A 26,764-nucleotide genomic window follows, 5' to 3' on the forward strand; every position below is an offset into this window, starting at 1 on the left:
GCCCCGGATTTTTGCCACATGGGACCACGACCATGAGCGAGATCGACGCCCTGAAGGACGAGATCAGGAAGCTGAACGCCCGCGCCACCCAGAAGAAGATGGATCTGCACGACCTGTCGGAAGAGCTTCCGCAGAACTGGCAGATCATCCTGACGGTGGCGCAGGAAACCTATGACGCCTTCAAGACCCTGACCGAGAAGCGGGCGGCGCTGAAGGCGCTGGAGACGGCGTAACCCCTCCATTACCAACGAAAAGCTTAGGCGCACCCTTTCCCGAGAGGAGCATTCCCATGGCTGAGTTCCTGACCGGCACCACCCGCGGTGGTCAGAGCTGGACCCCGAAATTCGTCCAATCCATCGACCGGAAACAGTGCATCGGCTGCGGCCGCTGCTTCAAGGTGTGCGGTCGCGGCGTGCTCGACATGATCGGCCTGACCGAGGACGGCGACATCGTCGACGCCTTCGACGACGAGGCCGAGAAGAAGATCATGACGGTCAAGGAAGCGGCCAACTGCATCGGCTGCGAAAGCTGCTCCAAGGTCTGCTCGAAGAGCTGCATCACCCATGCGCCGGTGGCTGCGTAGGATCAAAAAAGAGGGGCCTCGTTACGGCGAGGCCCCTCTCTTCGTCAGTACGCGTATTCCTTGAACACCGGATCGACGCTGCCGCCCCAGGGGCCGTTGAACTTCTCAAGAAGCTCGTCGGCGGGGCTGCGGCCAGTCTCGGCGACGACCTGAAGCGTGTCGAGGAAGTGGGTCTCGTCGTCGCCCCAATTGTCGTTGCGGGCGCGGCGGGCCAGACCGTCGCGGGCAATCGCCAGCATCTCCAGCGCCACGTTCCGCACCGTCCCAGTGCGGAAGCTCGTGCGCAGGCCGGACCGCGGCACTTCGGCGCGCAGATGCGCCCGCTCCGCCGTCGTCCAGTCCTTCACCAGATCCCAGGCGGCATCCAGCGCCACCTGATCGTAGAGCAGTCCGACCCACAGGGCCGGTAGGGCGCACAGGCTGCGCCACGGGCCGCCGTCGGCGCCGCGCATCTCCAGATACTTCTTCAGGCGCGCTTCCGGGAAGGCCGTGGTGGTGTGGTCGGCCCAGTCGGTGATCAGCGGCAGCTCGCCCGGCAAAGCCGGCAGCTTGCCATCCATGAAATCGCGGAAGGACTGGCCGGCCGCGTCGATGTAGGTGCCGTCGCGGTAGACGAAGTACATCGGCGTGTCGAGCAGATAGTCGACATAGCGTTCGAAGCCGAAGCCGTCCTCGAACACGAAGGGGATGTCGCCGGTGCGGTCCGCGTCGGTGTCCGTCCAGATGTGGCTGCGGAAGCTCTGGAAGCCGTTCGGCTTGCCCTCGGTGAAGGGGGACATGGCGAACAGGGCAGTGGCGATGGGCTGGAGGGCCAGCGACACGCGGAACTTCTTCACCATGTCGGCTTCGGAGGCGAAGTCGAGGTTCACCTGCACGGTGCAGGTCCGCGTCATCATGTCGAGGCCGAGCGAGCCGACCTTCGGCATGTAGTCGCGCATGATCTTGTAGCGGCCCTTCGGCATCCAGGGGATGTCGTCGCGCGTCCATTTCGGCTGGAAGCCCAGCCCCATCATGGCGATGCCCAGCTCGCCCCCGACCTCCTTCACCTGGCGCAGGTGGCGGTGCACCTCGGCGCAGGTCTGGTGCAGGGTTTCCAGCGGAGCGCCGGACAGTTCGACCTGACCGCCGGGCTCCAGCGTGATGTTGGCCATGTCCTGGACCAACGCGATGATGTTGCCCTTCTCCTCCACCGGCTGCCAGCCGAAGCGGGTCATGCGGGTCAGCAGCTCGCGGATGCCGTCCGGCCCTTCATAGGGCAGCGGCCGCAGGTCGGAGGTGCGGTAGGCGAATTTCTCGTGCTCGGTCCCGATGCGCCAGTCGGGTGCCGGCTTGCAGCCGGATTCGAGATAGGCCGCAAGCTGGCGGCGGTCGGTGATGGGTTCGCCGCGCGTGGTCGGGGGTGCGGACATGAAGTCTCTCGCGGGAAGTGGACGGAGGATCGGCCGGGTGACGGCCGGTTATGGGATCGGCGCGCGGAAAGGCGGACGCCGGTCGCTTCCCCCGGCAGTCCAATCCCCGGCCAAGGACTGCCAGCAAGCCAACGCCGCCACCACCGCCGTGTCGGCCCGCAGGATGCGCGGACCCAATCCCACCGGAACAACAAAGGGAAGTTTCGCGAGTTCGTCAAGTTCCGACTGGTCGAAGCCGCCCTCCGGCCCGACCAGCAAGGCGGCCGGCCCCGGCGGCGCATCGCGCAGCACCTCGGCGACCGGACGGGCGGCCCCGGCCTCCGCGCACAGATAGAGCCTGCGGTCGGCCGGCCAGCCGGCCAGCGCGCGGTCCAGCGGCACCGCCTCGCCCATCTCCGGCACGCTGAGGCGTTCGCACTGCTCGGCCGCCTCCACCGCGTTGGCGCGCAGCCGGTCGAGGTTGACGCGGTTGGGGTCGGTTCGCCGGGTGAAGACCGGCCACAGGCGGGACACCCCCATCTCCGTCGCCTTTTCCGCGACGAAGTCGATGCGGCCCTTCTTCAGCGGGGCGAAGACCAGCCACAGGTCGGGGGTGGTGTCCTGCTCCCGCCGCTGCTCCGCCACGGTCAGCGAGCACCAGCCCTTGCCGAAACCGTCGATGACCGCGCGCCATTCGCCATCGCGGCCGTTGAACACCGCGACGGAGTCGCCGCGATCCAGCCGCAGGACGTGACGGAGGAAATGGGCGCGCTCATGGTCGAGCCCGACCGACTGGCCTTCGGCCAGCGGGCTGTCGACATAAAGGCGGGTCTTGATCGGGTCGGCCATGGCATTCGTCTCCGCGGGGCGGTGGAGACTATAGAGCGGATCGCGTGAAACCGGACGAGATTTGAAGCGCGAGGCAGACCGTCAAATACAGCGCCAAAGGTTCACGCGCTTCACGGTAGACACACTGAAGCTTCGGACACGGGCGTCACCGGCCGAGCCCGGTCCGAAGAAGGCCGGCGTCAGCCGACGGCGATCAGGGAGTCGATCTGCCGGCGCAGGTCGTTGGGCTGAACCGGCTTGTGCAGGATACGGATCCGGTCCGCCTTGGCCGCGGCCATCAGGTCCGCCCCGGTGTCGCCGGTCAGGATGATCGCGGGCACGGTGACGCCACAGGCCTCGCGCACCGCCCGCACGGCGGTGATGCCCGACCAGCCGTCGCGCAGCCGGTAGTCGGACAGGATCACGTTGGGCAGCGGGCAGCCGGGCAGCTTCGCCAGGACGGTTTCCACATCCTCCGCGGCAAGCACCTGATAGCCCCAGGTGTCCAGCATGATCTCCATCCCGGCCAGAATGATCGACTCGTCGTCGATGACGACGGCGAAACGGTCCGGTGTTGTGCTCATGTCCATTTGCGATTGCAGGCCGCTGAGGTTATGACAAGGAAACAGTATTGGTACGATTTTGACGAGCGCAAGATCTCAGGCTGCAATTTTCCATAGCTTGGGCTCGGGTGATTTGCCGCACCGCGCTTGCCGCACGGATGACAGCCCGATACCTTCGCCTGAATCATGGCCCTGACAGGCTGTTCAGACATTCTCATAGCACAGCGGAACCGCCGCCGTCATGCCCACTGCCTCCACCGGCCCCACTCTGCCCGAGTCCGGCTTCACCGACATCCGCCAGGACGGCTGGATCGCGCGGAAGCTCCCGCCTCGCGTACGCCCTTATGTCACGCTGGCGCGACTCGACCGTCCCATCGGGACATGGCTCCTGCTGTTCCCCTGCTGGTGGAGCGTGGCGCTGGCCATGCCGCAGCCCTTCCGTGACTGGCCGACGCTGCTCTGGCTGATGGCGCTGTTCGGCGTCGGGGCGGTGCTGATGCGCGGCGCCGGCTGCACCGTCAACGACATCCTCGACCGCAAATTCGACGCGATGGTGGAGCGCACCCGCTCCCGCCCGATCCCGTCGGGTCAGGTGACGGTGCGTCAGGCCCTGGCCTTCCTCGTCGCCCAGCTTCTGGTGTCGCTGCTGATCCTGGTCCAGCTGGGGACGACGGCCATCGGGCTGGGGGTGCTGTCGCTGCTGCTGGTCTTCACCTACCCGCTGATGAAGCGCATCACCTGGTGGCCGCAGGCTTTCCTGGGGCTGACCTTCAACTGGGGCGCCCTGATGGGCTGGGCCACGGTTCAGAACGATGTCGGCTGGCCGGCGCTGGCGCTCTATGTGACGGGCGTCGCCTGGACGCTGGGCTATGACACCATCTACGCCCATCAGGACAAGGAGGACGATGCCCGCATCGGCGTGAAGTCCACCGCGCTGCGCCTGGGCGACCAGAGCAAGATCTGGATCTATGGCTTCTACACCCTGACCTATGTCGGCATCGGCATCGCCGGACGTCTGGCAGGCTTGGGCGGGCTATTCCTGCCGGTGCTGTCGCTGGCGGCACTGCAGCTGGCCTGGCAGGTCGCGACCTGGCGGCCGGACGACCAGGGCGATTGCCTGGACAAGTTCAAGTCCAACCGCTGGTTCGGCTGGCTGGTGCTGGCGGCCATCCTGGCGGGGAAGATTTAGAGTCCGTCTGATGCTCATTGAAGCACCAGACAGACTCTAACCTTTTGGTTTTCCGTGTGATTCACGCTTCAAGCGATTCCGCTTGAACCATCACACTCTAAGCAGGCGCTCTGCGGGTGTCGGCCGCGATGCCGGCACACCGGCACAAGCAAGAGGGCAAACGAAAAGGGCGGAGCCAAAAGCCCCGCCCTTCCTGAAAACCTGACGCTATGACGCTCAGCGTTCGCTGGTGTCGGCCAGCTGGGCGACGGCGCTGCCGGAGCCGGGCTTGCGGCCGGGGGCGACGGTGCGGTGGCTGCCGGGACCGGAAAGCTCGGCGACCGTGACCGGGGCGGACTGAGCGCTGGCCGGCTTGCGCGACGGCAGGACGGCAACGTCGATGCGCTGCGGTTTCTGCGGCGTCTGGGAGGCGACGGCGGTGGTGGCCAAGCTCTGCGGCTTGCGGCCGGGGACCGAAACGCTGAGGTTCTTCTGCGGGTGCAGGGAGGCTTCCATCATGCGCGGGCCGTTGGCCTTGGCACGGCCGCGCGGGCTGCTGGCGAAGCCCTGGTCCATGCCGCGGTCGCCGGCATCCAGCATCCGGCCGCCGCGCGGGTCATCGGACTCGCCTTCCGGCAGGATGAAGCCGTAGGCGGCGTAGACGCGCAGGCCCATCTGGTCGGTCGGCTCGTGCCAGACGCGGACGGCGGACCAGTCGTTGTTGCGGGACACGTCGACCACCCGCATGCCGCGGCGCAGACCGTCGCCGTCGATCCAGCTGTGGTCGACCTCGATGGTGCGGCGGTCGATCACCGCGCTGACCAGCGAGACGTGACCGCGGCGCATGTGGCCGGTACGCTTGAAGACGAGGACGGAGCCGATGGCGGGGCGGTGTTCGCGGTCATACTGGCCGGCGGCATGATCCCACCAGGTCCAGGCGTCGCCGCGTATGGTGAAGTCGGAGATGGAGCGGACCGTCCGAACGCAATCGCCGTCTTGTGCGGCAGCCGTCGACACGGTAAGGGGGCTCAGCGCGATCAAAGCCGCAAACGAAAGGCCGATGGCGGTTCCCCTCTGCCGCATGACTCCCCCAATCCCTCTGTTTTCCCCTGGTGGAAACGGGTAACACGGGTTCGCAGCTGTGTCTACACCGTTTGAATTATGTAACATTCATAAGCCACCGCCAGCCTTCCTCCCAACAGCGGAGCCCCTTGGGAAACCTCGTATGAACAATGCATCCCCGCCAGATTTCGTCCGCGATAACACGACGCTGACGACCACGCCGCTGTTGCCGGAAATCCAGCTTCATCTTGCCACCGAAGTCACTCCACTCTGGCAGGCAACCGAGGAGACCTTGGCCGCCACGAATTTGCCACCACCATACTGGGCTTTCGCTTGGCCGGGGGGGCAGGCTGTGGCGCGGCTGGTGCTCGACCGGCCGGAGCTGGTGGCCGGCAGATCGGTGCTCGATTTTGCCGCAGGCACCGGGCTGGTCGGCATCGCCGCGATGAAGGCGAGGGCGGCGCGGGTCCAGTCCTGCGACATCGACCGCTTCTCGCTGGCCGCCATCGCGCTGAACGCCGAAGCCAACGGGGTGGAGGTCAAGCCGGTCAGCGCCGATCTGGTCGGCCGGCCGCTGCCGGGCATCGACGTGGTCCTGGCCGGCGATGTCTGTTACGAGCGGCCGATGGCGGAGCGGGTCACGGCATGGCTGCGCGGGATCGCCGCCACCGGCACGCTGGTGCTGCTGGGCGATCCCGGCCGCGCCTATTTCCCGGCAAGCGGCGTCGAGAAGCTGGCGGCCTACACCGTCCCGACCTCGCTGGAGCTGGAGGACCGGGAGGCGCGCGAAACCGCCATCTGGCGCCTGTTGCCTGACGCGTGATGCCTGACGCCTGATCCCTGCTAACGATTGAGACGCGACACGGCCAGCCGCAGGTCGGCCAGGAAGGTCGGCTGCTCCACCAGCTGGCCGCGCAGCAGATAGCTGGGGTGGAAGGTCGGCACCACCTCCACCCCGTCCAGCAGACGGCAGGGCAGCACCGTGCCGCGCAGCTGCAGGATGCCGTTCTCCCCGGTCAGCGCCCAGGTGGGCGTCCGGCCGAGCGCCACGATCACCGACGGGCGGTAGTCGGCCAGGGTGGCGCGCAGATGCTCGATCTCGCCGGCGAACTCGGCCAGCAGCCGGTCCGAGGTGCCGAAGGCGCCCCAGCTCTCGTCGATCTCCCGCCCCTCCTTGCGGGCGCGGGCGCGCGAGGAGAAGAAGTGCCCCACCTTGTTGCCGGGCGGCTGGTGGCGGAAGACGTTGGCGACGAGGCATTCCGCCCGCTCGATGCCGACGGCGGCCAGCGATTCGTCCAGCAGCTTGCCGCTGCGTCCGACGAAGGGGGTGCCCTGCCGCGCCTCCTCCGCCCCCGGCGCCTCGCCGACGATGGCGAGCCGCGGCCCGTCCACCGGCTTGGTCGGATACTGGTAGTCGGCAAAGGGCATGTCGGTGCGCAGGTCTGTCATCGGATCGGTTCCAAAAGTGCATCTGGCAAAAGTGCATCGCAAGGACGCAGGCAGGGCAACGGACTTGCCGAAGCACCGCCCGGAACCCAAGCTTCTAGGCGGTACGCTTCTAGCGCAGACCACCAGTCAAGGCCACCAACAGGGGAGAGACCGGGATGACACCACAGGCACCGACGACGCAGGAACTGGCGGCGAAGACCTGCGAACCCTGCCGCGGCGGGATACCGCCGATGGACCGCGCGATGGCCGAGTCCTATCTGGTGCAGGTGCCGGGCTGGGTCCTAAAGGAGGACCCCGACCGCATCGAGCGCGACTTCCGGTTCCCCAACTTCGTCCAGGCCCAGGCCTTCGCCAATCAGGTGGGCAACCTGTGCGAGGAGGAAGGCCACCATGCTGAGATTCAGTACGGCTGGGGCCACTGCTCCGTCGCCTTCTGGACCCACAAGATCAAGGGCTTGCACGAGAACGACTTCGTCATGGCGGCGAAGGTCAACGGGCTGGCCGACGCGCCCTATGTGCCGGCATCGGTGGGGACCCCGCCGCCGCCCTATGTGCAGGGGGCGTGAGGAGCACAGGTGGGGGCAAGGCCCTGCCCTACCCCCACAGCTCCGCCGACGGCGGCTGCACCACTGCGCCGTCATAGACCAGCCCCGGCTCGCGGTCGCGGGCGAGCAGCAGCGGGCCGTCGAGGTCGACATAGCGCGCCCCCTGCCCCACCAGCATGGCCGGCGCCATCGCCAGCGACGTCGCCACCATGCAGCCGACCATCACCTCGAAGCCCATGGCGTGGGCGGCGGCGGTCATCGCCAGCGCCTCGGTCAGGCCGCCGGTCTTGTCCAGCTTGACGTTCACCACCCGATACAGCCCGCGCAACCGCTCCAGCGACTCCAGCCCGTGGCAGGATTCGTCGGCGCCGAGCGGCACCGGGCAATCGACCCCGCGGAGCGCCTCGTCCTGGCCGGCGGGCAGCGGCTGCTCGATCATCTCGACGCCCAGCCCGGCCAGCACCGGGGCGAAGCTGTGCAGCTGGTCCAGCGTCCAGCCCTCGTTGGCGTCGACCACCAGCCGGGCGGCGGGAGCAGCGGCACGGACGGCGGCCACACGGTCGAGGTCGCCCTCCCCCGTCAGCTTCATCTTCAGCAGCGGATGCCGCGGCGCCCGTTCCCGCGCCGCGGCGGCCATCGCGGCGGGTTCGTCGACGCTCAGCGTGTAGCAGGTGACGAGCGGCCCCGGCGGCTCTGCCAACCCGGCGAGCGTCCAAGCCGGCACGCCGCTGCGCTTGGCCTCCAGGTCCCACAGCGCGCAGTCCAGCGCGTTGCGGGCGGCACCCGGCGGCATCAGCCGGCCCAGCGCCACGCGGTCGAGCCCGCCGGCAACCGCACCGGCCATCGCCTCCAGCGCGGCGGCGACCCCGTCGACGCTTTCGCCATAGCGGGCGTAGGGCACGCATTCACCGCGGCCGCGGTGGGGTCCGTCGGTCACCTCCGCCACCACCACCGCGGCTTCGGTCTTGGCCCCGCGCGAGATGCGAAAGGCGCCGCGGATGGGAAAACTCTCGCGGCGGACGGTCAGCTGTTGGGCGAACATGCTCTGCAACCTCGATACGGAACGGGGCCGGGAGTGTATCCCGGCCCCGTTCCATAAGGCGACAGGCTTGAAGCGTAAGGGTTGGTAGCCTCAGCGTTCCTGAAGGATGACGCCGTACCAGCCCAGCCCCTTGTAGGTCTCGTAACCCGGCGTCAGGGCGTAGCCGACCAGACGGTTCTTGTCGTCGATGTAATGGCCCATGGTGCCGGCCGCACGACGCAGCGGCACCGTCTCGGTCAGCATGCCGCGGCCGTCGGAGGATGCGATGATGCGGTGGCGGGCGTCGAGCAGCAGGCACCGCGACTTCTCGCGCTCGCCGGCCTCCAGCCGCACGCCCTCGACCACCGCCGCGGCCTGCGGCTCCCAGTCGAAGAAGATGCCGAGCACGCCAATGGCGTCGCCGTCCGCCTCGCCATCGCGGCGGATGGCGGTGGCGTAGGTGGCGACGACGCGGTCGTCCAGGCTGCGGTTGCGGGCGACGTCGCCGACGGTGAACTCGCCGCCGTTGCGGGTGGCCAGCGCCTGGCGGAACCACGGCTCGTCCGACACGTTGGCGCCGCGCGCGCCGGGATAGCGGTCGGGCCGGCCGTTGGCGATGACGGTGCCGTTGCGGTCGGCGATCCAGAGGTCGAGATAGACGGTGTAGGATTCCAGGATCACGCCCAGCCGGCGCGAGGCATGGCGGCGCGCCTCCTCCGTCGGATCGGCGGCGCAATCGACCACCGCGCTGTCGGTCGCCCACCAGCGCACATCGCAGGACCGCTCATACAGGTTGCGGTCGATGATCTCGATCATGTTGAGCGACAGGTCGGCCAGCCGCTTGCCGTGCATCTCCTGCACCATGGCGCTGCCGGTGGTGGTCAGGTGGTCGACGCGGGCGACGATCTCCGACCGCAGTTCCTTGGTGATGCTGTTGACCTGGGTCGAGATCTCCGACACCTCGTTGGCGACGACGGCGAAGCCGCGCCCGGCGTCGCCGGCCCGCGCCGCTTCGATCAGGGCATTCATGGCCAGCATCTTGGTGCGCCGGGTGATGTCCTCGATCAAGGACACCTTCTTCGACGCAACATCCAGCACGCCACGCGACAGTTCGAACAGATCGGTGCCCGCCATGCTCATCGTCTTGTCCCCCGTCATGACCGTCCCTGCATTCTTCAAATCAAAAGCCGTGCCAACGGTCACCGGCGCTCCGTAAGCGGGCCAACCCTCCCGGATTCCGCGGCACTTGGCCGCAACCGACAGTCCGCCACCCGTCCCATCAGGGTTAGCATCCGGTTAAGCTGCTGAAGCAACAGGCATACTGGCGTCGGGTTGCTCAATAGGTTACGAACTTGCCATCGGCGCGGCAGTCTTGTTGCGGAGACGTAACATGAATTCGCCACGAATTCGCAATAAAAATTCTTATCTGTATCGCCAAACGCCAGATCAATTCCGCATTGCAAAAAGGTCATCCACATTCTGTGCACATTCGCCGGGCAGTTGATGCGGCGCGCACCGATGCACCGCATCATCCTCCTCAGGCGACGCGGTGCATCTCGTCCAGGAAATGCTGGACTTCCCGGGTCAGGCGGTCCGCCTCCGCGGCCATGCGCCCCGATGCCGCGAACACCTCGTGCGCGGTGCCGCTGGTGCGGCCGGCGGCGTCGGTGACGTCGCGGATGTCGTCGGACACCGCGCGGGTGCCGGCGGCGGCCTGCTCCATGTTCACGACGATCTCGCGCACGGCGGAGCCCTGCTGCTCGATCCCCGCACTGATGCCGGCGGCGATCCGGTTGATCGACTGGATGGTGTGGCCGATGCCGACGATGGAGGTCACCGCCTCGTCGGTGGAGGACTGAATGGCGGAGATCTGCGCGGCGATGTCGCCGGTGGCCTTGGCGGTCTGATCGGCCAGCCGCTTCACCTCCTGCGCCACCACGGCGAAGCCCTTGCCCGCCTCGCCGGCACGTGCCGCCTCGATGGTGGCGTTCAAGGCCAGCAGGTTGGTCTGGCTGGCGATGTCGTTGATCAGGGTGACGACGTCGCCGACCGTGCGCGCCGCACCGGACAGGGTGCCGACCAGCGCGTTGGAGCGTTCAGCCTCGCCGACCGCGGTCTCGGCGACACGGGCGACATCGCCGATCTGGCGGGAGATGTCGGCGATGGAGGCGGACAGCTCCTCCGTCGCGGCGGCGACGCTGCCGACATTGCTGCCGGTCTGCGCGGCGGAGGCCGCGACCGACGACGCCTTGCCGGTGGCCTGGGTCGCGTCCGTCTCCATGGTGCGGGCGGAGACCTCCAGCCGGTGGGCGGTATCGGCCACCTCGCTGCACACGCTCTGGATCTGGCCTTCGAAACGCTGGGTCACGCCGGCGAAGCCGGCAACCTTCTGCGAGATGCTCTCCGTCGCCGCATTGATGGTGCGGCTGGCGTGCAGGAAGCCGCCCTGCATGCCGCGCAGCACGATGCGGCGGAAATACTTGTGTTCCGACACCGCATGCATCGAGGCGGTCGCCTCGCGCACGAAGGCGTCGGTGCGATCGATGGCATCGTTGGTGGCATGCATCAGCTCGCCCAGCGCCCCGCCCTCGCGGATGCCGATCACCCGCGCCTCGAAATCTCCGGCGGCGACGGCGCGGTTCACCCGCGTCAGCCGATCGACTGCCGCGCCGGCACGGTGCAGGTACAGCAGCGCCCCGCCCAGTGCCGCCAGACCGGCCACCGCCAGACCGGCGCGCAGAGCCAGCCCGCCCATTTGCAGCAGATCGGCAGCCAGCAGCGCCGCCAGTGCCACGCCAGCCAGCATGGCCAGCCCGCCGGCCCGCGCCAGCGACGATGCCCCGGAAGAGGACGGCCCAGAGGAGGACGGCTTGGAGGACGGCTTAGAGGGAGAAGACGAATTCGTCATACCCGATCCCCTTCTCCGCCAGCAGGGCGAGGACGGCGGCGAAGCCCGCCTCCATCCCCTGCTTGCGGTCGGCATGGCTGTTCTCGATGTCCAGAAGCTGGCGGTAGAGCGGGATGACCTTGTCCAAGGCCGCCCGTTCCGGCACCCGGCGGGAGGAATGGTAGCCGATCACCCGCCCTTCGGCGTCGAAACTGGGGGTGACATGAGCGAAGACCCAGTAATGGTCGCCGTTGCGGGCACGGTTGACCACATAGGCGAAGATCTCCTTCCCCGCCGCCAGCGTGTCCCACAGCAGCTTGAAGACGCAGCGCGGCATGTCGGGATGGCGGACGATGGAATGGGGCGCCCCCATCAGGTCGGCCTCGTCATAGCCGGCAACCTGCTGGAACACCCGGTTCGCGTAGGTGATCCGCCCCTTCAGGTCGGTTTTGGAAACGATGACTTCATCCGGGTCGAAGAAGCGTTCCACCCCCGTCAGGGGGACGTCGCGTCGTGCCATGTGCCTTCCGGTCTCCCGCTTCCCAAACCCGCACGGTCTCAAGCGCCCGATTGCAGCAGGTTTCGGCGGCAGGAACGGAATATGTCCGGATCGGCATGCCGCACGATATCCCGCAATACGGGAGCCGCAACGAAATGCACTCTAATGTGACGGAAGGCGACAGGAAAGACCCTACCCATTGCGAGGCCGAAATATTTGGGTGACCATCATCCGGGTGGATGAAATTCCGCTCATTCCGGCGGATAGGGCACAGTCAGCGAACGGTCGGCCGGCGGGTTGTCCACCGTCACCACGGTGCCGTCGGGCCAATGCACCTCGACCTGCTCCACCTCGTGCAGCGGCCCCAGCCCGAAATGGGCCACCGGTTCGCCCTGGCACAGATAGCCGGACCCGGCGCAGACTGCCCGGCGCTGGCGCCGGCCGCCGGCGGTCAGGGTGACGACCGCGCCGCGGGCCGGAGCACCGAAGGGGGTCAGCGGCTGGACACGCAGCCAGCCGTTGTTGGAGGCCGCCGGGCGGTAAATGGACAGCGGCTGCCCGGCTCCGTCGTGGGCGCCATGGCTGTCGCCGTGCGCCAGCACCAGCTCCAGGCGGCCGTCGCTGTCGATGTCGGCCGCGACCGCGCCGGTGCCCAGCCCCTTCGGCTCGGCCGCGTCGCCAAGCTCCAGCTCCTGCCACTGGTCGTTGCGCCAGCCGAACAGGCGGTTGGGCTCGCCATGGGCGTGGAAGAACAGCTCCTCATAACCGTCATTGTCGAAATCGGCGGCGACGACGGTGAAGATGCGGCCGGGCATCGACAGGTCGGCCCCGGCCGATTCGACGAAGGCGCCGCCCATGCGCTGGTGGAAATGGCGCTGCGCCCCGTCCCAGGTGCCGACGACCAGATCGAACAGCCCGTCGCCATCGACATCCAGCGCCGCGACCGCACGGCCGGACGGACGCGAATCGGCGATGCCGCGCTCCTCGGCGATCTCTTCGAAATTGCCGTCGCCCAGGTTGCGGAACAGCTGGTTGGGGCCGCCGTCATTGACCGTCACCACATCCATATGGTCGGACACGATGGGCAGAACCGTGACACCGCGCGCGGCACCGATGGAGTCGAGCCCCGCCTCCTCCGCGCCATCCTCCAGCCGGCCGCGCCGGGTCAGCTCGTACAGGCGCAAGGGACCGCCGTCGGTCGCCACCAGGAAGCCATAGCGGCCATGGCCCCAGCGGTCGATCGCCGCCACCGCGCCCGCAGCGGTGTGGTTGGCCGCCCCGGCATTCTCCGCCTGCGCGAACAGGTCGAGCCAATGATTGCCGAAGCAGGCGAACAGCCGGTCGGCCATGTCCTTGGCTCCGGTGGCGCGGTCGGAATTGACGATGTACAGCTCCTCCCGCCCGTCGCCGTCGATGTCGGCGGCGGCCAGCCCCAGCGCCGGGCCGGCGGGATCGGCGAGCAGCGGGTTGGCGATGTCGACCAGACGCCCATCGACCCATTTCAGGACGAGATTGGCGGAGCGGTAGCCGGCCACGACTAGCTCGAAGGCGCCGTCGCCGTCGATGTCCGTGACCGCAATCCCGTTCGACGGCCGCGGCGGGTTCTCGGCGATCAGCGACGAGCAATCGAGGAACATCGGCACCCTCTTGTCCCGTGGTCGGTCCACCCCGTCGCCCAACTGTCCGTCCAAGGCAGGCCGTTCAAGACAGGCCTTTGGAGCCATTGGGCTTTCGTGCGGTGTATCCCTGTTGATACCCCGTCCTTGCCCGGCCGTAAACCCGGACGGAGGATCAGGGACGGCCTATGTCCGATGCCGCATCCCGAATCCGCGGCGGACGGCGGCAGGCCCGGAACGAAAAACCCCTCCGGCGCGAGGGCGCCGGAGGGGTTCGAACCGTTCGAACGACGGATTGGCTTCAGATGCGCTTCTTCGCGCCGCCATTGCCGACGGCGCCGCCGGCCGGGCGCTTGGCCGCGCCGGCGTCGTTGCCGGCCGACTTCTCCGCCGGCTTGGCCGCGGCGGCGGCCTTGGCCTGCTCGCGCGCCGGCAGCTCGATGTTGACCTCCAGCGTCGAACAGTCGCCGCCGCGGTCCAGCTTCACCTCGACCTTGTTCTCGTCGATGTTGACGTATTTGGCGATGACCGCCAGCAGTTCCTGCTGGAGCATCGGCAGATAGTCGGGGCCGCTGCGCCCGGCGCGCTCGTGCGCCATGACGATCTGCAAACGCTCCTTGGCCTGGACGGCCGACGCGCGGGGGGCCGCGCGGAAGAAGTTGAAGATGCTCATGCGCTCCTCCGCAGGAGCCGGCTGAACAGGCCCTTCTTCTGGGGGGTGACGAAGCGGTGCTCGATGTCTTCGCCCAGGAAGCGGCCGACCGCGTCCGAATAGGCCAGGCCGGCGTTGGAAACCTCGTCCAGGATCACCGGCATGCCGACGTTGGAGGCGCGCAGCACGGCCTGGCTTTCCGGAATGACGCCGAGCAGGGGGATCGCCAGGATCTCCAGCACGTCGTCGACCTTCAGCATCTCGCCCTTCTCGACGCGCTCCGGATCGTAGCGGGTCAGCAGCAGCTGCTGCGTCACCGGCTCCAGCCCCTGTTCGGCCCGGCGGGAGCGCGAGTTCAGCACGCCCAGGATGCGGTCGCTGTCGCGCACCGACGAGACTTCCGGGTTGGTGACGATGATCGCGTGGTCGGCGAAATAGAGCGACATCAGGGCGCCGCGCTCGATGCCGGCCGGGCTGTCGCACAGGATGTAGTCGAAGTCCTTGGACAGCTCGTTCAGCACCTTCTCCACGCCCTCGCGGGTCAGCGCGTCCTTGTCGCGCGTCTGCGAGGTCGGGAGGATGTAGAGGTTCTCGATCCGCTTGTCCTTGATCAGCGCCTGGTTCAGCTTCGCTTCGCCGTTGATGACGTTGATGAAGTCGAAGACCACCCGGCGCTCGCAACCCATCACCAGGTCCAGGTTGCGCAGGCCAACGTCGAAATCGATGACGACCGTCTTGAAGCCGCGAAGCGCCAGCCCGGTTGCAAAGGCCGCGGACGAGGTCGTCTTGCCGACACCGCCCTTGCCGGAGGTCATGACGATGATCTTGCTCAACGGAGCCTCTCCCATAATCCCAAAGTTGCCGTCACCGATACCGAACACCGTCCGAAGATTGCCGCCTCCGGACAAGATTCCGCCGCTACACTCCTCAGGCGGTCTTCAGCAGATCCATGCTGAGGACGCCGTCGCGCAGGAAAACCTGCACGGCTTTCTTATAAAAGTCACTGCCGATGTCTTCGCTGACGCGATAATTGCCTGCGACCGATAGCACCTCGGCCTCCAGGCTGTGGCAGAAGATGCGGGCGTTGGTGTCGCCGGAGAAACCGGCCAGCGCCCGGCCGCGCAGCGCGCCATAGACATGGATGTTGCCGTCGGCCAGCAGCTCCGCCCCCGGAGAGACGGAGCTGGTGACGATCAGGTCGGTCTTCTCGGCATAGACCCGCATGCCGGAGCGCACCGGCTCCGTCACCACCAGCGTCGGACGGTGGACGACCTCGATCAGCACCTGCGGCGCCGGGATCGGGCTCTGCTGATCCGGCTGGCGCGGATCGGGAGCCTTCACCACCTCTTCCAGCTTGGCGGCGCGGCCCGACGGCATCGGCGTCAGCCCGACGGCCATCGCCGCCTCGCGCACCGGCTGCGGCCCGCCCTGGAAGCCGACCGGCAGCAGATGCAGCGCCTGCACCTGCGCCACGAAGGCGCCCAGGTCGAAGACGATGCTCTCCGGCAGATCGTCGAAATCCAGCACGACCGGCGCGTTGTGGAAGAAGTTGGGCGCCTGGCGCACTTTGACGTTCAGCTGGGTGAAGAAATTCGGCGATGTCGGGGCGAAAACCTTCAGCACCATCATGGTGAAGGAGTTGCCACGCAACTGGAACGGCACATCCCGTTCGGCGACCTGACTGGCGCTGCTCACCGTAGCCTTCCCGTTCGTTCCTGCCGTCCCGTGCCGCGCATCGGGTTCACCGCATCCGGCTCACCCGAGTGCCCGGCCCCGCCCCGGAACCGCCGTTGCGCAGTCCCGGCATCGAGCCAGCCAATCAGCGCCTTCTAGCCGTCCACACCGGTCGGATTCAAGAGATTCCCCGCCGGCACGGGTGACAATCCGAAGCCGTGCCGCCGCCTGCCCTTCGGCAAACACCCGCCGTCTCCGGCCATCGGCGGCCATGACGTCCGGAGACGGCAGGCACGACGACCTGAGATCGCAGCCCGCCCCGGAAGGGAACAGGCCAGGGTTGCAACATGTCTTTCGATTTCCCCCGTGGTCGACCATAGTAATGAAAGCCCGCGGCAGCGGCAAAGCCTTTCGGCCGCCTCAGTCGGAAGGCTAAGCCACCGGCCGGACCGGCTCGGCGGAAAGGGTTACCAAACCCGCTCTGGCGGCTTTCCTGCGGCACCCACACCACATCTGGTATGAATATTTTGCGTCGTCCGCAATTTTGCCTGACGCGCCGCGTTATGACCGGTACAGTCAGGTTGCGTGGCTTCCAACGACGACGAGGTTCTCTTGCACCTTGCTTCGCCCACCGAGCACCCTCCCAGTCGGCCCGCAGCCGTATGTCCGGATCGGGCATGTCCGGAACCGGCATCCTGGGATCCGGCACGGCGCCCGGCAGCAGCCCCCGGCGAAGCACTCATCAGCACGCATCCATGCGACCGGTCGAGCCTCCCCCTGCGGGAGGCTTTTTTGTGCCCAGACGTCTTGCTTGCGGAAATCTGCTCCACCCCCACCATTCGAGGAGATGCGACATGGCCAAGCGTTCGAGCAAAGGCATCGCTGACGCGGGCGACTCCACCGTCCACCCGCTCTTCCCCGGTATGAACGCCCCCGCCGCCTTCGGCTGGGACCCGCTCGGTGGGAGCGAGGATCGCCGCGACCAGAGCTATCTCCGCAAGGTGAAGCCGCAGAACCCCAACCAGAAGCTCCTGATGGACGCCATCAAGACGCACAATCTGGTGGTGGCGCTGGGCCCGGCGGGGACCGGCAAGACCTACATCGCCATCTCGTCGGCGGTGGAGGCCCTGGAATCGGGCAGCGTCGACCGCATCGTCCTGTCCCGCCCGGCCATCGAGGCGGGGGAGAGCATCGGCTATCTGCCCGGCGACATGCACGAGAAGATGGCGCCCTTCCTGCGCCCGCTCTACGACGCGCTGACCGACCGGCTGGGTTCCAAGCGGCTGCGCACCATGATGGCCGACGGCACCATCGAGATCGCCCCGGTCGGCTTCATGCGCGGCCGCACCCTGAACAACGCCTTCGTGGTGATCGACGAGGCGCAGAACTGCACCTATGCCCAGATCAAGATGCTGCTGACCCGGCTGGGCTGGCATTCCACCATGGTGGTGACCGGCGATCCCGACCAGACCGACCTGCTGGACAATCTGTCCGGGCTGGCCGACATCGCCCGCCGTCTGGAGGCGGTGGAGGGCATCGCCGTCGCCCGGCTGACCGAAAAGGACATCGTCCGCCATCCGCTGGTCGCCAGCATGCTGACAGTGCTCTGAGCGGCAGAATTCACCGGCGGCTTGCGTGCGAGGAGCGGTCGCCGCTCCTCGTGCGAGCCGTAGCGACCGAGTTCGCCGGGCACACCCTGCTATGGTTGCAATTATGACATTTCGTTGAACAGAACATAGGATATACGAACAATAAGCCTTGACCTTCGGCCGCGCCACGGCAAAAGTCCTGAAAATTTTGGGGATATCGCCGTTTCGTTGCCGGAAGGGACCGCCGCCGTGACCGTTGCCTTGTTCGAACGCATCAGCATCAAGGGCAAGATCGCCCTGATCCTGGCCGCAGCCGGCCTTGGGCTGGCCCTGGTCGCCGCGGTCAGCCTGATGAGCCTGCGGGCCGAGATGATGGCCGACCGCCAGGACAAGACCCGCAACGTCGTCGAGGTCGCCCACAGCCTGATCGCCCATTTCGAGGCGCAGGAGCGCGCAGGATCCCTGCCCCGCGCCCAGGCCCAGGCGCAGGCCAAGGCGGCGCTGAAGTCCCTGCGGCACGACGGCGAGGAGTATTTCTTCATCACCGACCTCGCGCCGCGCATGATCATGCACCCGATCAAGCCGGAACTGGACGGCACCGACGTGTCGCGCAACGCCGACCCCAACGGCAAGCTGCTGTTCCAGGAGTTCGTCCGGGTGGTGAAGGCCGAGGGCGCCGGATTCGTCGACTATCTCTGGCCGAAGCCGGGGTCGGCGCAGCCGGTGGCGAAGCTGTCCTACGTCAAGGGCTTCGCCCCCTGGGGCTGGCTGATCGGCTCCGGCATCTACATCGACGATGTCGACGTTGCGTTCCGCGAGGCCGCGCTGCGGCTGGCCGGAACCGGGCTGCTGATCGGGCTGGCCGCCGTGCTGCTGGCCCTGCTGGTCAGCCGGGCCATCGTCCGGCCGCTGGACGGGTTGGGCCGCGTCATGGAGGATCTGGCCGGCGGCGACAGCGAGGTCGCGGTTCCCGGGCTGGGCCGCGGCGACGAAATCGGCGCCATGGCCCGCACCGTCGAGATCTTCCGCGTCCAGCAGATCGACCTCGCCCGACACTGGGACCGGCAGAAGATCGAGCATCGGGTCACCGAGCAGCGCGCCGGTGCCCTGAAACGGCTGACCGACCGCTTCGACGCCACCATCGCCGAGACGATCCGCACCGTCGGCGCCGCCGTCGCCACGCTGGAGACCACCGCCCGCACCCTGTCCGCCACCGCCGACCGCAACCGGCGCGAGGCGACCTCGGTCGCCAGCGCATCGCAGCAGGCGTCCAGCAGCGTGCAGACGGTCGCCTCGGCGGCGGAACAGCTGACCGGCTCGATCGCGGTGATCGGCGAGCAGGTGGTGACCTCCTCGACCATCTCCACCCAGGCGGTGGAGGCGTCGCACAAGGCGGGCGAGCGGATCGACGGTCTGGGTCAGGCCGCCCAGAAGATCGGCGAGGTGGCCGACCTGATCGCCGGCATCGCCGGGCAGACCAACCTGCTGGCCCTCAATGCCACCATCGAGGCCGCCCGCGCCGGCGAGATGGGCAAGGGATTCGCCGTGGTGGCGGGCGAGGTGAAGACGCTGGCCAACCAGACCGCCAAGGCGACCGAGGAGATCGCCCGCCACATCGCCGACGTGCAGGAGGCGACGCGCGCCGCGGTGACGGCGATCCGCGAGATCGGCTCCATCGTCGCCCGCAGCGACGAGATCGGCACCTCAATCGCCGCCGCCGTCCAGCAGCAGGGTGCCGCCACCGGCGAGATCGCCCGCAGCGCCGGCGAGGCGGCGGAGGGCACCCGTCAGGTCTCCACCAGCATCGACGCCGTGTCCGACGCCGCCCGCGAGACCGAACGGTCGGCCGACGCCCTGCTCGATGCCGCGGGCGGCCTGTCGCGGCAGGCGCAGGGGCTGCGCGGCATGGTCGATTCCTTCCTGGTCAATGTCGGGGCGATCAACGCCGCCCCGCTCGCCGATCTGCACAACGCGCCGGCGCGCGGAAATTCGGCCGGAAACTCGGAAGGGTCCGCGATCTTCATGCCCTGGACCGATGCCCTGGTGGTGGGCGAGGAGGGCATCGACACCGACCATATGATCCTGATCGCCTTGATGAACGAAGCGGCATCGCTGGCCGGACAGGCCGGCCGGAGCGGCGGCGACCGCCGGGCGCCGGCCCAGGCGCTTGGTGATGCCGTTGGCCGGCTCCTCGCCTACACCGCCCTGCATTTCGAGGAGGAGGAGCGGCTGATGGAGCGGTGCGGCTATCCCGATGCCAGGGCCCACAAGGCGCAGCACGAGGCTCTGCGTGCCCGTGCCGGTGAGTTGCGCCGCCGCCTGGACGCCGGCGACTCCGTGGCGGACGAACTGCTGGCGCTGGTGCGCGAATGGCTGTTCGAGCATATCCAGCGCGCCGACAAACGCATCGGCGAGCATCTGGCGGGACAGAGCGGGGCACGGGGCGGAACTGTCGCGGCGCGTGCGGCCTGACCGGCACGGGCGTTGCGCGACGATATGACCTCACCTCTTGACCTGGGCGGCGGGCAGCCCCATTCCTGACGGACCATGAAGACACGACTCCTGCGCATCGCCGCCGCCTCCGTCCTCGCCATCGCCGTGTCCGCCGGTATCGCCTGGTGGCAGGTGCGCAGCGCCACCACCACGGTGGAGAGCGGCACGAAGTCCGCTGTTCCCATCGGCGGTTCCTTCACCCTGACCGACCATCAGGGCAAGACGGTCACGGACGCCGACTTCCGCGGCAAGTATATGCTGATCTATTTCGGCTATACCTATTGCCCCGACGTCTGCCCGACCGAACTGGGGGTGCTGACCCAGGCGCTCGACCAGCTGGGGCCGAAAGCGGAGCAGGTCCGGCCGGTTTTCATCACAATCGACCCGGACCGCGACACTGTGGCGCACATGAAGGACTATGTGGCGCTGTTCCACCCACGGATGGTCGGGCTGACCGGCACGCCGGAGCAGGTCCGGGACGCCGCGCGCGCCTACCGCGTCTATTATGCCAAAGCGCCGCAAAAGGACGGAAAACCGGACGAGTACCTGATGGATCACTCCAGCTTTATTTACCTGATGGGCCCGGACGGGAAATTCGTCGGGGTGTATCCGGGCGGCACCGGTGCCGACAAGATCGTGCAGGATCTGTCCGGGCGCATCGCGGGCTGATCGGGGCGGACCGGCCGCGGACCGGGTGAAAAGCGGCGAAAAAACCCTGAAAAGCGGTCATACCACCGGGTTTTTTCGCATGCTGGAGCGGGACAACGCGCCGCAGCGCGGCAAAAACGATGACTTTTCCGCTCTTTCCTATTCTTTTCAATGACTTACACCACAGGTTTTGCGACTTGACAGGGTAACGCCCCGACCGTATGGTCTCGCCGCTTTCGCATGGCTGCGAGCCAAGCGTGATTGAGAGGCGGAATGACCGACAAATCGCCCCCCGATCCCTTGGATGACCTCGAAGCCCGGCTGCGGAAGGCGCGTGAGGGACAACGCGGCTGGTCGGGCGGACCCGGTAGTAAATACCACCGTCCGCCGCAGGGCGCTCTCGGCACCGCCTGGCGCATCGGGACGGAGTTGGTTGCCGCCATGATCGTCGGCGTCGGCGGCGGGCTTCTGCTCGATCGCTGGCTCGGCACCGCGCCCTGGGGACTGATCGTCATGTTCTTCCTGGGGGCCGCGGCGGGAGTGCTGAACGTCTACCGGGCCGTCACCGGCTTCGGCATCGCCGCCGGCTACCGCCGGCCCCCTGGGGACGACAACGAGCGCCAAGACGGCGACGCACACTGAGCGAGGACGACCTTGGATCCGCTGCACCAGTTCCAAATCAACCCGTTGTTCCAGATCGTGCTCGGCGGCTACGACGTGTCCTTCACGAACTCGGCCTTCTTCATGGTCGTGGCCGTGGCGGCGATCTACGCCCTGCTGGTCATGGGCGTGGCGAACAAGTCGATGGTTCCGGGCCGTCTGCAGTCGCTGGCCGAGATGTTCTACGAGTTCGTCGCGAACCTGGTGCGCGACAACGCCGGCCACGACGCCAAGCCCTATTTCCCGTTCGTGTTCTCGATCTTCATGTTCGTGCTGATCGGCAACATGATCGGCATGATCCCGTACACCTTCACCTTCACCAGCCACATCATCGTGACGTTCGCGCTGGCGGCGACGGTGTTCGTGTTCGTGACCATCCTGGCCCTGCTGAAGCACGGCCTGCACTTCTTCTCCTTCTTCATGCCGCATGGCGCTCCGATCGCGCTCGCCCCGATCCTCATCCCGATCGAGGTGATCTCCTACGTGATGCGCCCCGTCAGCCTCTCGATCCGACTGTTCGCCAACATGATGGCCGGTCACACGATGCTGAAGGTCTTTGCCGGCTTCACGGTCATGATGATCAGCGGTCTCGGCGCGCTGGGCTTCGTCACCGGCCTCATCCCGCTGGCGATCAACGTCGCCCTGACCGGTTTCGAGTTCCTGGTGGCGTTCCTGCAAGCCTACGTCTTCTCGATCCTGACCTGCCTGTACATCCGCGACGCCCTGGAACTGCACTAAGCAGCGCCTGACAGTCGTCGGACCTAAGTCCACCAACAGTTCCAACAAGTTCACCCTTACCTAGAGGAAGAGAGTACTATGGATCCTCAAGCCGCCAAGTTCATCGGTGCCGGTCTTGCCGTTATCGCCCTCGCCGGTGTCGGCCTGGGTATCGGCAACATCTTCTCGACGCTGATCGGCTCGATCGCCCGCAACCCGGCCGTCCAGCCGAAGGTCTTCCCGATCGGCATTCTGGGCTTCGCGCTGACGGAAGCCGTCGCGCTGTTCGCCCTGCTGATCGCCTTCCTGATCCTGTTCGCCTAAGGCCAGAGCGGCTTTCAAAAAAAACAGCTCTGACGCGGCGCCGGGCTTCTTCATCGAAGTTTCGGCGCCGCTCCTTTGCCTAGGGGGACCGATCATGCCGAACCTGTTGGCCAAAGGCCGGCTGGCCCGCTGGTCGGGCGTGGCGGGCGCTTCGCTCGCTACCCTCACCACGATGGCCGGCACCGTCCTGGCGGCCGCGGCGGAGCACGCTCCGAACGCGGCGCACGGCGGCGAGCACGCTTCCGGCGGCCTGCCGCAGCTCAATCCCGCCAATTTCCCGACCCAGATCTTCTGGCTGGCTCTGACCTTCGGCGTTCTCTACTACCTCATGTCCAAGAAGGCGCTCCCGCGCGTGGCCGAGGTTCTGGAAGCGCGTCAGGAGCGCATCTCGCGCGATCTGGCGAAGGCCGCCCAGCTGAAGGAAGAGGCCGAGGCCATCCTGGCCCAGGTCGAGAAGTCCCTCGCCGGCGCCCGCGCCGAGGCCCAGGGCGTCATCGCCCAGGCTGCCGCCGGGATCGAGGCGAACAGCCAGGCCCGTCAGGCCCAACTGAACGCCGACATCGCCGAACGCCTGCGCACCGCCGAGGCCTCCATCGCCGCGGCGAAGGAACAGGCCCTGGCCAACATTCGCGCCGAGTCGGCCGGCATCGTCCGCGACATCACCGGCCGTCTGGCCGGCGTCGACGTCGATCAGGCCCAGGCGGACGCCGCCGTCGCGGCCGTGCTTGAGGAGCGCCGGGGATGAACGCACCTGAATTTTGGGTCTTCGTCGCCTTCGTCATCTTCATGGCCCTGGTCTGGAAGAAGGCGTCCGCCACCATCGGCACCGCTCTGGACGGCCGCGCCGAGCGCATCCGCTCCGAACTGGACGAGGCCGAGCGTCTTCACAAGGACGCCCAGGCCCTGCTGAACGGCTACCAGAGCCGTCTGGCCGACGCCAAGAAGGAAGCGGAGGCCGTTCTGGCCCACGCCCGCGAGGAAGCCGCCCGTCTGCAGGCCCAGGCCGGTTCCGACCTGGAAGCGTCGCTGAAGCGTCGCGAGGCCCAGGCCATGGATCGCATCGCCCAGGCGGAAGCCGCGGCGCTGGCCGAGGTCCGCAACCTGACGGTCGACGTCGCCATCGGCGCCAGCCGGCGCGTCCTGGCCGGCGGCCTGCCCCCGGCCCAGGCCGACAAACTGATCGAGCAGTCGATCGGCGAGCTGCCGAAGCACCTGCACTGATCGGTACGCCTACCCAGGTCCGTCGCGACGATTGTTGCGGCGTGAGCAACGGACTTTAGAAAAACCCCGGCCTTGGCGCCGGGGTTTTTCTTTGGTCGAATGGAACGGCCCCGAATTCTCCACCGCCCTCCCCCATCGCCCGGCCGGAGTTCCGTTCACCGATGTCCGACACCGCCCCTTTCCCCTCCGTCTTCGTTTCCCACGGCGCCCCCACGCTGATCCTGGAGACCAGCGCCGGCCGCGATTTCCTCGCCGGGCTGGGCCGCAAGCTCGGCCGGCCGAGCGCCATCCTGGCGGTGTCGGCCCACTGGACCACCCGGGTGCCGGCGGTCAGCGGGGCCACGGCGCCCGAGACCGTCCACGATTTCTATGGCTTCCCGGACGAACTTTACCGCATGCGCTACGCCGCTCCCGGCGCTCCGGCGCTGGCCGCCCGGGTGGCGGAGATGACCGACGCCGTGGTCGACCCGTCGCAGGGGCTCGACCATGGCGCCTGGGTGCCGCTGATGCTGATGTATCCGGAGGCCGACATCCCGGTAGCGCAGTTGTCGGTGATGCCCTACCGCAGCGCCGCCGACCACATCGCGCTCGGCCACCTGCTGGAGCCGCTGCGGCGCGACGGCGTCCTGATCCTCGCCAGCGGCGGCGCCGTCCATAACCTGCGGGAGTTCCGCTTCGGCGGCAACAGCGCCGCCCCCTGGGCCACCGGCTTCGCCGGCTGGCTGGACAGGACGCTGGAGGCCGGCGACGCCGATGCCGTCGGCAATTGGCTGGACGCCAGCCCCGACGCCCGCCGCGCCCACCCGACCGACGAGCATTTCCTGCCGCTGCCGGTGGCGCTGGGTGCCGCCGGTCCGCGGCCGAAGACCGAACGGCTGCATGCCGGCTTCGAGCACGGCAGCCTGGGCATGCACGCCTACGCCTTCACCAGTGCGCAAGCTGACGCAGAGGCCGATGCTGCCTGACCTTTGGCGGTACTCCGTCGCACACTTGTCTGTTTGCCTGGGGGGATAGCCAAGCTACAATCCGCGCGCGCGGCGACCGGCCGCTCAATGGTTGTGGCCGGTCGGATGCGGGAATCGTCAGGCACAGCGCGAGCGGGAGTCGGTGTGAAGCGGAACGGCATTCTGTCCCGGAGCGGCCGCCGGACCCGATTCCGCGACATGACCGTGTCGGCGCGGGTGGGCGCTGGCTTCGGCATCGCCCTCGGGCTGGTGGTCCTGCTGGCCCTGGTCGGGCTCGGCTGGTTCTACGCGGTGTCGCGCGACATCGGCGCCTTCTCCGGCCGCGCCGACCTGTCGCAGGTGGCGGCCGACGCCGATGTCAGCCTGCGCGACATGGAGGTCGCCGTGCGCGACCATCTGACCTACGGCGACGACCAGAGTCTTCTCGACGCCTCCTGGCGGCACGACACGCTGCGCGACCGGCTCGAAGCGCTGTCCAAGACCGTGGTGGAAACCGCGGATCGCCAGGGCGTCGACAAGGCCCGCGCCGCGCTGGAGGATTACTGGGCGGCGGTGCAGAAACTGATCGCGCTGCGCAGCGACCGCAACGGCCAGATGACCGGCGTTCTGGAACCGCTGGTCGCTGAGACGCGCCGCAAGCTCGACCAGCTCAAGAATGCCGGCGGCGTCGATTCGACCGCACTCGCCAGCGATGCCGCCATCGCTACCCTGCTGATGCAGGAGCATCTGACCCGCTACGTCGACCGCCGCGATCCGCAGGATGCGGAGGCGATGCGCACCCAGCTTGCCGCCGCCCGCGACCGGCTGGCGGAGATGAACCGCTATCTGTGGGTTCCCGGCACCAAGCAGTCCATCGACGAGGTCACCGCCCTGCTGGCGAAGGCGGGCGGCGTTCTGTCCGCCATCGAAGGCTCGGTGGTCGAGGAGGACAATCTGCGCGCCGAAGCGATGGCGGCCAACGCCGCCGGCATCGCCGCCAATCTGGGCGAGATCCGCCGCCGGGCGGAGGCCGGAACCCAGGCGTTGCGCGGCACGCTGACCAGCGGCCTGTCCGGCTACACCAGCGTCGCGCTGTGGATCGGCGGGCTGGTCCTGCTGGCCGGCATCGCCGCGCTGTGGCTTGTCCAGCGCAGCGTCGCCGGTCCGGTGAGGACGATGGCGACCGCGGTGACGGCGCTGGCCGCCGGCCGAACCGACCTGACGCTGCCGGCGCTGACCGGGCAGGACGAGATCGCCGCCATGGCCCGCGCGGTGGAGGCCCTGCGCGGCACCGCCGAGGACACCGAACGCGAGCGCCGCGAGGCGGAGGTCGAGCACAGCCGCCTGCTGCGCGAGAAGGCGATGGCCGATGCCGCCAGCCGGGCCAAGAGCGATTTCCTCGTCAACATGGGCCATGAACTGCACGGTCCGCTGACCGAGATCGTCAATGCCAGCCAGGCGCTGATGACCGACCTGCACCGGCTGGGCGTCGACGAGCTGGCGACCGACGTCGAACACATCCAGTGGACCGGCGAGCAGCTGACCGGTCTGGTCGACGCCATCCTGGACTATGCGAAGGTCGAAGCCGGGGCGATGGATGTCTGCCTGCAGGATTTCGACGTCAACCGGCTGCTGACCGAGGCGCGCGAGCGGTCGATGCCGGCCGCCGACCTCTACGGCAACGCGCTTGAGCTGTCGGCGCCGGCCGCGCTCGGCCAGATGCATTCGGATTTCACCAAGGTGCGGCAGACGCTGCTGAACCTGCTGGACAATGCCTGCAAGTTCACCCAGGACGGCACCGTCACCCTGTCGGCCGAGCGGATGGAGCGCGACGGCGCCCGCTGGTACCGCTTCACCGTCGCCGATACCGGCCGCGGCTTTGCCACCGCGCAGACCGGCAGGCTGTTCCAGCCCTTCGTCCAGGGCGCCGGCAACGGCACTGTGGCGACCCGCGGCCAGGGCAAGCCGCGCGGCGCCGGGCTGGGTCTGACGCTGGTCGGCCATTACACCGCCATGCTGGGCGGCGACATCGAGGTGGCGAGCGAGCCCGGCCAGGGCACCCGCATCGCCATCGCCCTGCCCGCCGTCTATGAACCGCCGGCCGAAGAACGCCCGCTTCAGGTCGAGGCGGTCGGCAATGCCAAGCCGCTGCTGCGGGTCGCCGCCCTCAAGCCGGCCGGGCATCTGGCCACCAGCACCTCGATGACGCAGATCGGCCCGTAAGGAGCAGCCG

At 67.9% G+C, this 26,764-nt stretch carries 27 protein-coding genes and 1 pseudogene; 15 read left to right on the top strand and 13 right to left on the bottom strand.

Annotated elements, in window-relative coordinates:
- Positions 1 to 32: 32 nt before the first annotated feature.
- Complete coding sequence (locus tag VH569_RS06240; protein WP_423314599.1) at positions 33 to 233, top strand: CCE_0567 family metalloprotein; 201 nt, start codon at positions 33 to 35, stop codon at positions 231 to 233.
- A 56-nt stretch (positions 234 to 289) separates the two neighbouring features.
- The gene (gene fdxB, locus VH569_RS06245; RefSeq protein WP_109050545.1) at positions 290 to 583 is read left to right on the top strand and encodes a ferredoxin III, nif-specific; all 294 of its coding nucleotides are present in this window, start codon (positions 290 to 292) and stop codon (positions 581 to 583) included.
- Between the two features lie 44 nt (positions 584 to 627).
- Here the strand turns inward: fdxB and VH569_RS06250 are convergent, their stop codons facing one another.
- The 3 genes from VH569_RS06250 to VH569_RS06260 form a co-directional block, all read right to left on the bottom strand.
- On the bottom strand, positions 628 to 1,992 hold the full coding sequence (locus VH569_RS06250) for a glutamate--cysteine ligase (protein ID WP_423314600.1): 1,365 nt from the start codon (positions 1,990 to 1,992) through the stop codon (positions 628 to 630).
- A gap of 48 nt (positions 1,993 to 2,040) precedes the next feature.
- Positions 2,041 to 2,820 carry a 16S rRNA (uracil(1498)-N(3))-methyltransferase gene (locus VH569_RS06255; RefSeq protein WP_423314601.1) on the bottom strand — a complete coding sequence of 260 codons (780 nt, stop codon included), beginning with the start codon at positions 2,818 to 2,820 and terminating at the stop codon, positions 2,041 to 2,043.
- A 179-nt stretch (positions 2,821 to 2,999) separates the two neighbouring features.
- Positions 3,000 to 3,383: a response regulator gene (locus VH569_RS06260; RefSeq protein WP_423314602.1), complete on the bottom strand. Its 384-nt coding sequence runs from the start codon at positions 3,381 to 3,383 to the stop codon at positions 3,000 to 3,002.
- 220 nt (positions 3,384 to 3,603) lie between these two features.
- Between VH569_RS06260 and ubiA the strand changes: the two genes are divergently transcribed.
- On the top strand, positions 3,604 to 4,551 hold the full coding sequence (ubiA, locus tag VH569_RS06265) for a 4-hydroxybenzoate octaprenyltransferase (protein ID WP_109050541.1): 948 nt from the start codon (positions 3,604 to 3,606) through the stop codon (positions 4,549 to 4,551).
- 216 nt (positions 4,552 to 4,767) lie between these two features.
- On the opposite strand, the gene VH569_RS06270 is transcribed toward ubiA, so the two are convergent.
- A complete protein-coding gene (locus VH569_RS06270; RefSeq protein ID WP_423314603.1) occupies positions 4,768 to 5,547 on the bottom strand; it encodes a CHAP domain-containing protein in 780 nt (259 codons plus the stop codon).
- Between the two features lie 208 nt (positions 5,548 to 5,755).
- On the opposite strand from VH569_RS06270, the gene VH569_RS06275 reads away from it, so the two are divergent.
- The gene (locus VH569_RS06275) at positions 5,756 to 6,415 is read left to right on the top strand and encodes a class I SAM-dependent methyltransferase (protein ID WP_423314604.1); all 660 of its coding nucleotides are present in this window, start codon (positions 5,756 to 5,758) and stop codon (positions 6,413 to 6,415) included.
- Between the two features lie 20 nt (positions 6,416 to 6,435).
- On the opposite strand, the gene VH569_RS06280 is transcribed toward VH569_RS06275, so the two are convergent.
- Positions 6,436 to 7,041 carry a uracil-DNA glycosylase gene (locus VH569_RS06280; RefSeq protein WP_423314605.1) on the bottom strand — a complete coding sequence of 202 codons (606 nt, stop codon included), beginning with the start codon at positions 7,039 to 7,041 and terminating at the stop codon, positions 6,436 to 6,438.
- Positions 7,042 to 7,196: 155 nt separating this feature from the next.
- Between VH569_RS06280 and VH569_RS06285 the strand changes: the two genes are divergently transcribed.
- Entirely contained in the window at positions 7,197 to 7,607 is a 411-nt protein-coding gene (locus VH569_RS06285; RefSeq protein ID WP_423314606.1) for a 4a-hydroxytetrahydrobiopterin dehydratase, read from the top strand.
- A 28-nt stretch (positions 7,608 to 7,635) separates the two neighbouring features.
- Here VH569_RS06285 and dgcA read toward each other — a convergent pair whose 3' ends face one another.
- The 8 genes and pseudogenes from dgcA to minC all read right to left on the bottom strand — a co-directional run bounded on the left by dgcA (position 7,636) and on the right by minC (position 15,956).
- Positions 7,636 to 8,628 carry an N-acetyl-D-Glu racemase DgcA gene (gene dgcA, locus VH569_RS06290; RefSeq protein ID WP_423314607.1) on the bottom strand — a complete coding sequence of 331 codons (993 nt, stop codon included), beginning with the start codon at positions 8,626 to 8,628 and terminating at the stop codon, positions 7,636 to 7,638.
- 90 nt (positions 8,629 to 8,718) lie between these two features.
- Positions 8,719 to 9,765, bottom strand: coding sequence for a methyl-accepting chemotaxis protein (locus tag VH569_RS06295; protein ID WP_377809843.1), 1,047 nt, complete (start codon positions 9,763 to 9,765; stop codon positions 8,719 to 8,721).
- 379 nt (positions 9,766 to 10,144) lie between these two features.
- Entirely contained in the window at positions 10,145 to 11,515 is a 1,371-nt protein-coding gene (locus VH569_RS06300; protein ID WP_423314608.1) for a methyl-accepting chemotaxis protein, read from the bottom strand.
- A complete protein-coding gene (locus VH569_RS06305) occupies positions 11,490 to 12,014 on the bottom strand; it encodes a PAS domain-containing protein (RefSeq protein ID WP_423314609.1) in 525 nt (174 codons plus the stop codon). Before VH569_RS06305 ends, VH569_RS06300 begins: the two co-directional genes overlap by 26 nt.
- 230 nt (positions 12,015 to 12,244) lie before the next feature.
- Positions 12,245 to 13,630 carry a CRTAC1 family protein gene (locus tag VH569_RS06310; RefSeq protein ID WP_423314610.1) on the bottom strand — a complete coding sequence of 462 codons (1,386 nt, stop codon included), beginning with the start codon at positions 13,628 to 13,630 and terminating at the stop codon, positions 12,245 to 12,247.
- A gap of 403 nt (positions 13,631 to 14,033) precedes the next feature.
- Positions 14,034 to 14,282 (bottom strand): annotated as a pseudogene (minE, locus tag VH569_RS06315) (cell division topological specificity factor MinE); the annotation flags it as partial.
- Positions 14,279 to 15,094, bottom strand: coding sequence for a septum site-determining protein MinD (gene minD / locus VH569_RS06320; RefSeq protein ID WP_014247062.1), 816 nt, complete (start codon positions 15,092 to 15,094; stop codon positions 14,279 to 14,281). The pseudogene minE and the gene minD, both read right to left, overlap by 4 nt.
- A gap of 94 nt (positions 15,095 to 15,188) precedes the next feature.
- The gene (gene minC, locus VH569_RS06325; RefSeq protein ID WP_423314611.1) at positions 15,189 to 15,956 is read right to left on the bottom strand and encodes a septum site-determining protein MinC; all 768 of its coding nucleotides are present in this window, start codon (positions 15,954 to 15,956) and stop codon (positions 15,189 to 15,191) included.
- An 833-nt stretch (positions 15,957 to 16,789) separates the two neighbouring features.
- On the opposite strand from minC, the gene VH569_RS06330 reads away from it, so the two are divergent.
- The 10 genes from VH569_RS06330 to VH569_RS06375 all read left to right on the top strand — a co-directional run bounded on the left by VH569_RS06330 (position 16,790) and on the right by VH569_RS06375 (position 26,754).
- Positions 16,790 to 17,545: a PhoH family protein gene (locus VH569_RS06330; protein WP_423314612.1), complete on the top strand. Its 756-nt coding sequence runs from the start codon at positions 16,790 to 16,792 to the stop codon at positions 17,543 to 17,545.
- A 228-nt stretch (positions 17,546 to 17,773) separates the two neighbouring features.
- Positions 17,774 to 19,996, top strand: a complete 2,223-nt coding sequence (locus VH569_RS06335) for a bacteriohemerythrin (protein ID WP_423314613.1) — start codon at positions 17,774 to 17,776, stop codon at positions 19,994 to 19,996.
- Positions 19,997 to 20,071: 75 nt separating this feature from the next.
- A complete protein-coding gene (locus VH569_RS06340; RefSeq protein WP_423314614.1) occupies positions 20,072 to 20,686 on the top strand; it encodes an SCO family protein in 615 nt (204 codons plus the stop codon).
- 252 nt (positions 20,687 to 20,938) lie between these two features.
- Complete coding sequence (locus VH569_RS06345; RefSeq protein ID WP_098740365.1) at positions 20,939 to 21,307, top strand: AtpZ/AtpI family protein; 369 nt, start codon at positions 20,939 to 20,941, stop codon at positions 21,305 to 21,307.
- Positions 21,308 to 21,319: 12 nt separating this feature from the next.
- On the top strand, positions 21,320 to 22,063 hold the full coding sequence (locus tag VH569_RS06350) for a F0F1 ATP synthase subunit A (protein ID WP_098740366.1): 744 nt from the start codon (positions 21,320 to 21,322) through the stop codon (positions 22,061 to 22,063).
- Between the two features lie 78 nt (positions 22,064 to 22,141).
- A complete protein-coding gene (locus VH569_RS06355; RefSeq protein WP_012973363.1) occupies positions 22,142 to 22,366 on the top strand; it encodes an ATP synthase subunit C family protein in 225 nt (74 codons plus the stop codon).
- Positions 22,367 to 22,460: 94 nt separating this feature from the next.
- On the top strand, positions 22,461 to 23,111 hold the full coding sequence (locus VH569_RS06360; RefSeq protein ID WP_423314615.1) for an ATPase: 651 nt from the start codon (positions 22,461 to 22,463) through the stop codon (positions 23,109 to 23,111).
- A complete protein-coding gene (locus VH569_RS06365; RefSeq protein ID WP_109050525.1) occupies positions 23,108 to 23,587 on the top strand; it encodes a F0F1 ATP synthase subunit B in 480 nt (159 codons plus the stop codon). Before VH569_RS06360 ends, VH569_RS06365 begins: the two co-directional genes overlap by 4 nt.
- 161 nt (positions 23,588 to 23,748) lie before the next feature.
- Entirely contained in the window at positions 23,749 to 24,552 is an 804-nt protein-coding gene (locus VH569_RS06370) for a DODA-type extradiol aromatic ring-opening family dioxygenase (protein WP_423314616.1), read from the top strand.
- Between the two features lie 198 nt (positions 24,553 to 24,750).
- Complete coding sequence (locus VH569_RS06375; protein WP_423314617.1) at positions 24,751 to 26,754, top strand: ATP-binding protein; 2,004 nt, start codon at positions 24,751 to 24,753, stop codon at positions 26,752 to 26,754.
- Positions 26,755 to 26,764: the final 10 nt, after the last annotated feature.

The sequence above is a fragment of the Azospirillum sp. 11R-A genome (assembly GCF_049472615.1).
GTDB classification, from domain to species: Bacteria; Pseudomonadota; Alphaproteobacteria; order Azospirillales; family Azospirillaceae; genus Azospirillum; species Azospirillum palustre.

Excerpts from the sequence above, each read along its gene's own strand:
- VH569_RS06240 (WP_423314599.1), top strand. The coding sequence starts at position 33 with ATGAGCGAGATCGACGCCCTGAAGGACGAGATCAGGAAGCTGAACGCC.
- fdxB (WP_109050545.1), top strand. The coding sequence starts at position 290 with ATGGCTGAGTTCCTGACCGGCACCACCCGCGGTGGTCAGAGCTGGACC.
- VH569_RS06250 (WP_423314600.1), bottom strand. The coding sequence starts at position 1,992 with ATGTCCGCACCCCCGACCACGCGCGGCGAACCCATCACCGACCGCCGC.
- VH569_RS06255 (WP_423314601.1), bottom strand. The coding sequence starts at position 2,820 with ATGGCCGACCCGATCAAGACCCGCCTTTATGTCGACAGCCCGCTGGCC.
- VH569_RS06260 (WP_423314602.1), bottom strand. The coding sequence starts at position 3,383 with ATGAGCACAACACCGGACCGTTTCGCCGTCGTCATCGACGACGAGTCG.
- ubiA (WP_109050541.1), top strand. The coding sequence starts at position 3,604 with ATGCCCACTGCCTCCACCGGCCCCACTCTGCCCGAGTCCGGCTTCACC.
- VH569_RS06275 (WP_423314604.1), top strand. The coding sequence starts at position 5,756 with ATGAACAATGCATCCCCGCCAGATTTCGTCCGCGATAACACGACGCTG.
- VH569_RS06280 (WP_423314605.1), bottom strand. The coding sequence starts at position 7,041 with ATGACAGACCTGCGCACCGACATGCCCTTTGCCGACTACCAGTATCCG.
- VH569_RS06285 (WP_423314606.1), top strand. The coding sequence starts at position 7,197 with ATGACACCACAGGCACCGACGACGCAGGAACTGGCGGCGAAGACCTGC.
- dgcA (WP_423314607.1), bottom strand. The coding sequence starts at position 8,628 with ATGTTCGCCCAACAGCTGACCGTCCGCCGCGAGAGTTTTCCCATCCGC.
- VH569_RS06295 (WP_377809843.1), bottom strand. The coding sequence starts at position 9,765 with ATGACGGGGGACAAGACGATGAGCATGGCGGGCACCGATCTGTTCGAA.
- VH569_RS06300 (WP_423314608.1), bottom strand. The coding sequence starts at position 11,515 with ATGACGAATTCGTCTTCTCCCTCTAAGCCGTCCTCCAAGCCGTCCTCC.
- VH569_RS06305 (WP_423314609.1), bottom strand. The coding sequence starts at position 12,014 with ATGGCACGACGCGACGTCCCCCTGACGGGGGTGGAACGCTTCTTCGAC.
- VH569_RS06310 (WP_423314610.1), bottom strand. The coding sequence starts at position 13,630 with ATGTTCCTCGATTGCTCGTCGCTGATCGCCGAGAACCCGCCGCGGCCG.
- VH569_RS06330 (WP_423314612.1), top strand. The coding sequence starts at position 16,790 with ATGGCCAAGCGTTCGAGCAAAGGCATCGCTGACGCGGGCGACTCCACC.
- VH569_RS06340 (WP_423314614.1), top strand. The coding sequence starts at position 20,072 with ATGAAGACACGACTCCTGCGCATCGCCGCCGCCTCCGTCCTCGCCATC.
- VH569_RS06345 (WP_098740365.1), top strand. The coding sequence starts at position 20,939 with ATGACCGACAAATCGCCCCCCGATCCCTTGGATGACCTCGAAGCCCGG.
- VH569_RS06355 (WP_012973363.1), top strand. The coding sequence starts at position 22,142 with ATGGATCCTCAAGCCGCCAAGTTCATCGGTGCCGGTCTTGCCGTTATC.
- VH569_RS06360 (WP_423314615.1), top strand. The coding sequence starts at position 22,461 with ATGCCGAACCTGTTGGCCAAAGGCCGGCTGGCCCGCTGGTCGGGCGTG.
- VH569_RS06365 (WP_109050525.1), top strand. The coding sequence starts at position 23,108 with ATGAACGCACCTGAATTTTGGGTCTTCGTCGCCTTCGTCATCTTCATG.
- VH569_RS06370 (WP_423314616.1), top strand. The coding sequence starts at position 23,749 with ATGTCCGACACCGCCCCTTTCCCCTCCGTCTTCGTTTCCCACGGCGCC.
- VH569_RS06375 (WP_423314617.1), top strand. The coding sequence starts at position 24,751 with ATGACCGTGTCGGCGCGGGTGGGCGCTGGCTTCGGCATCGCCCTCGGG.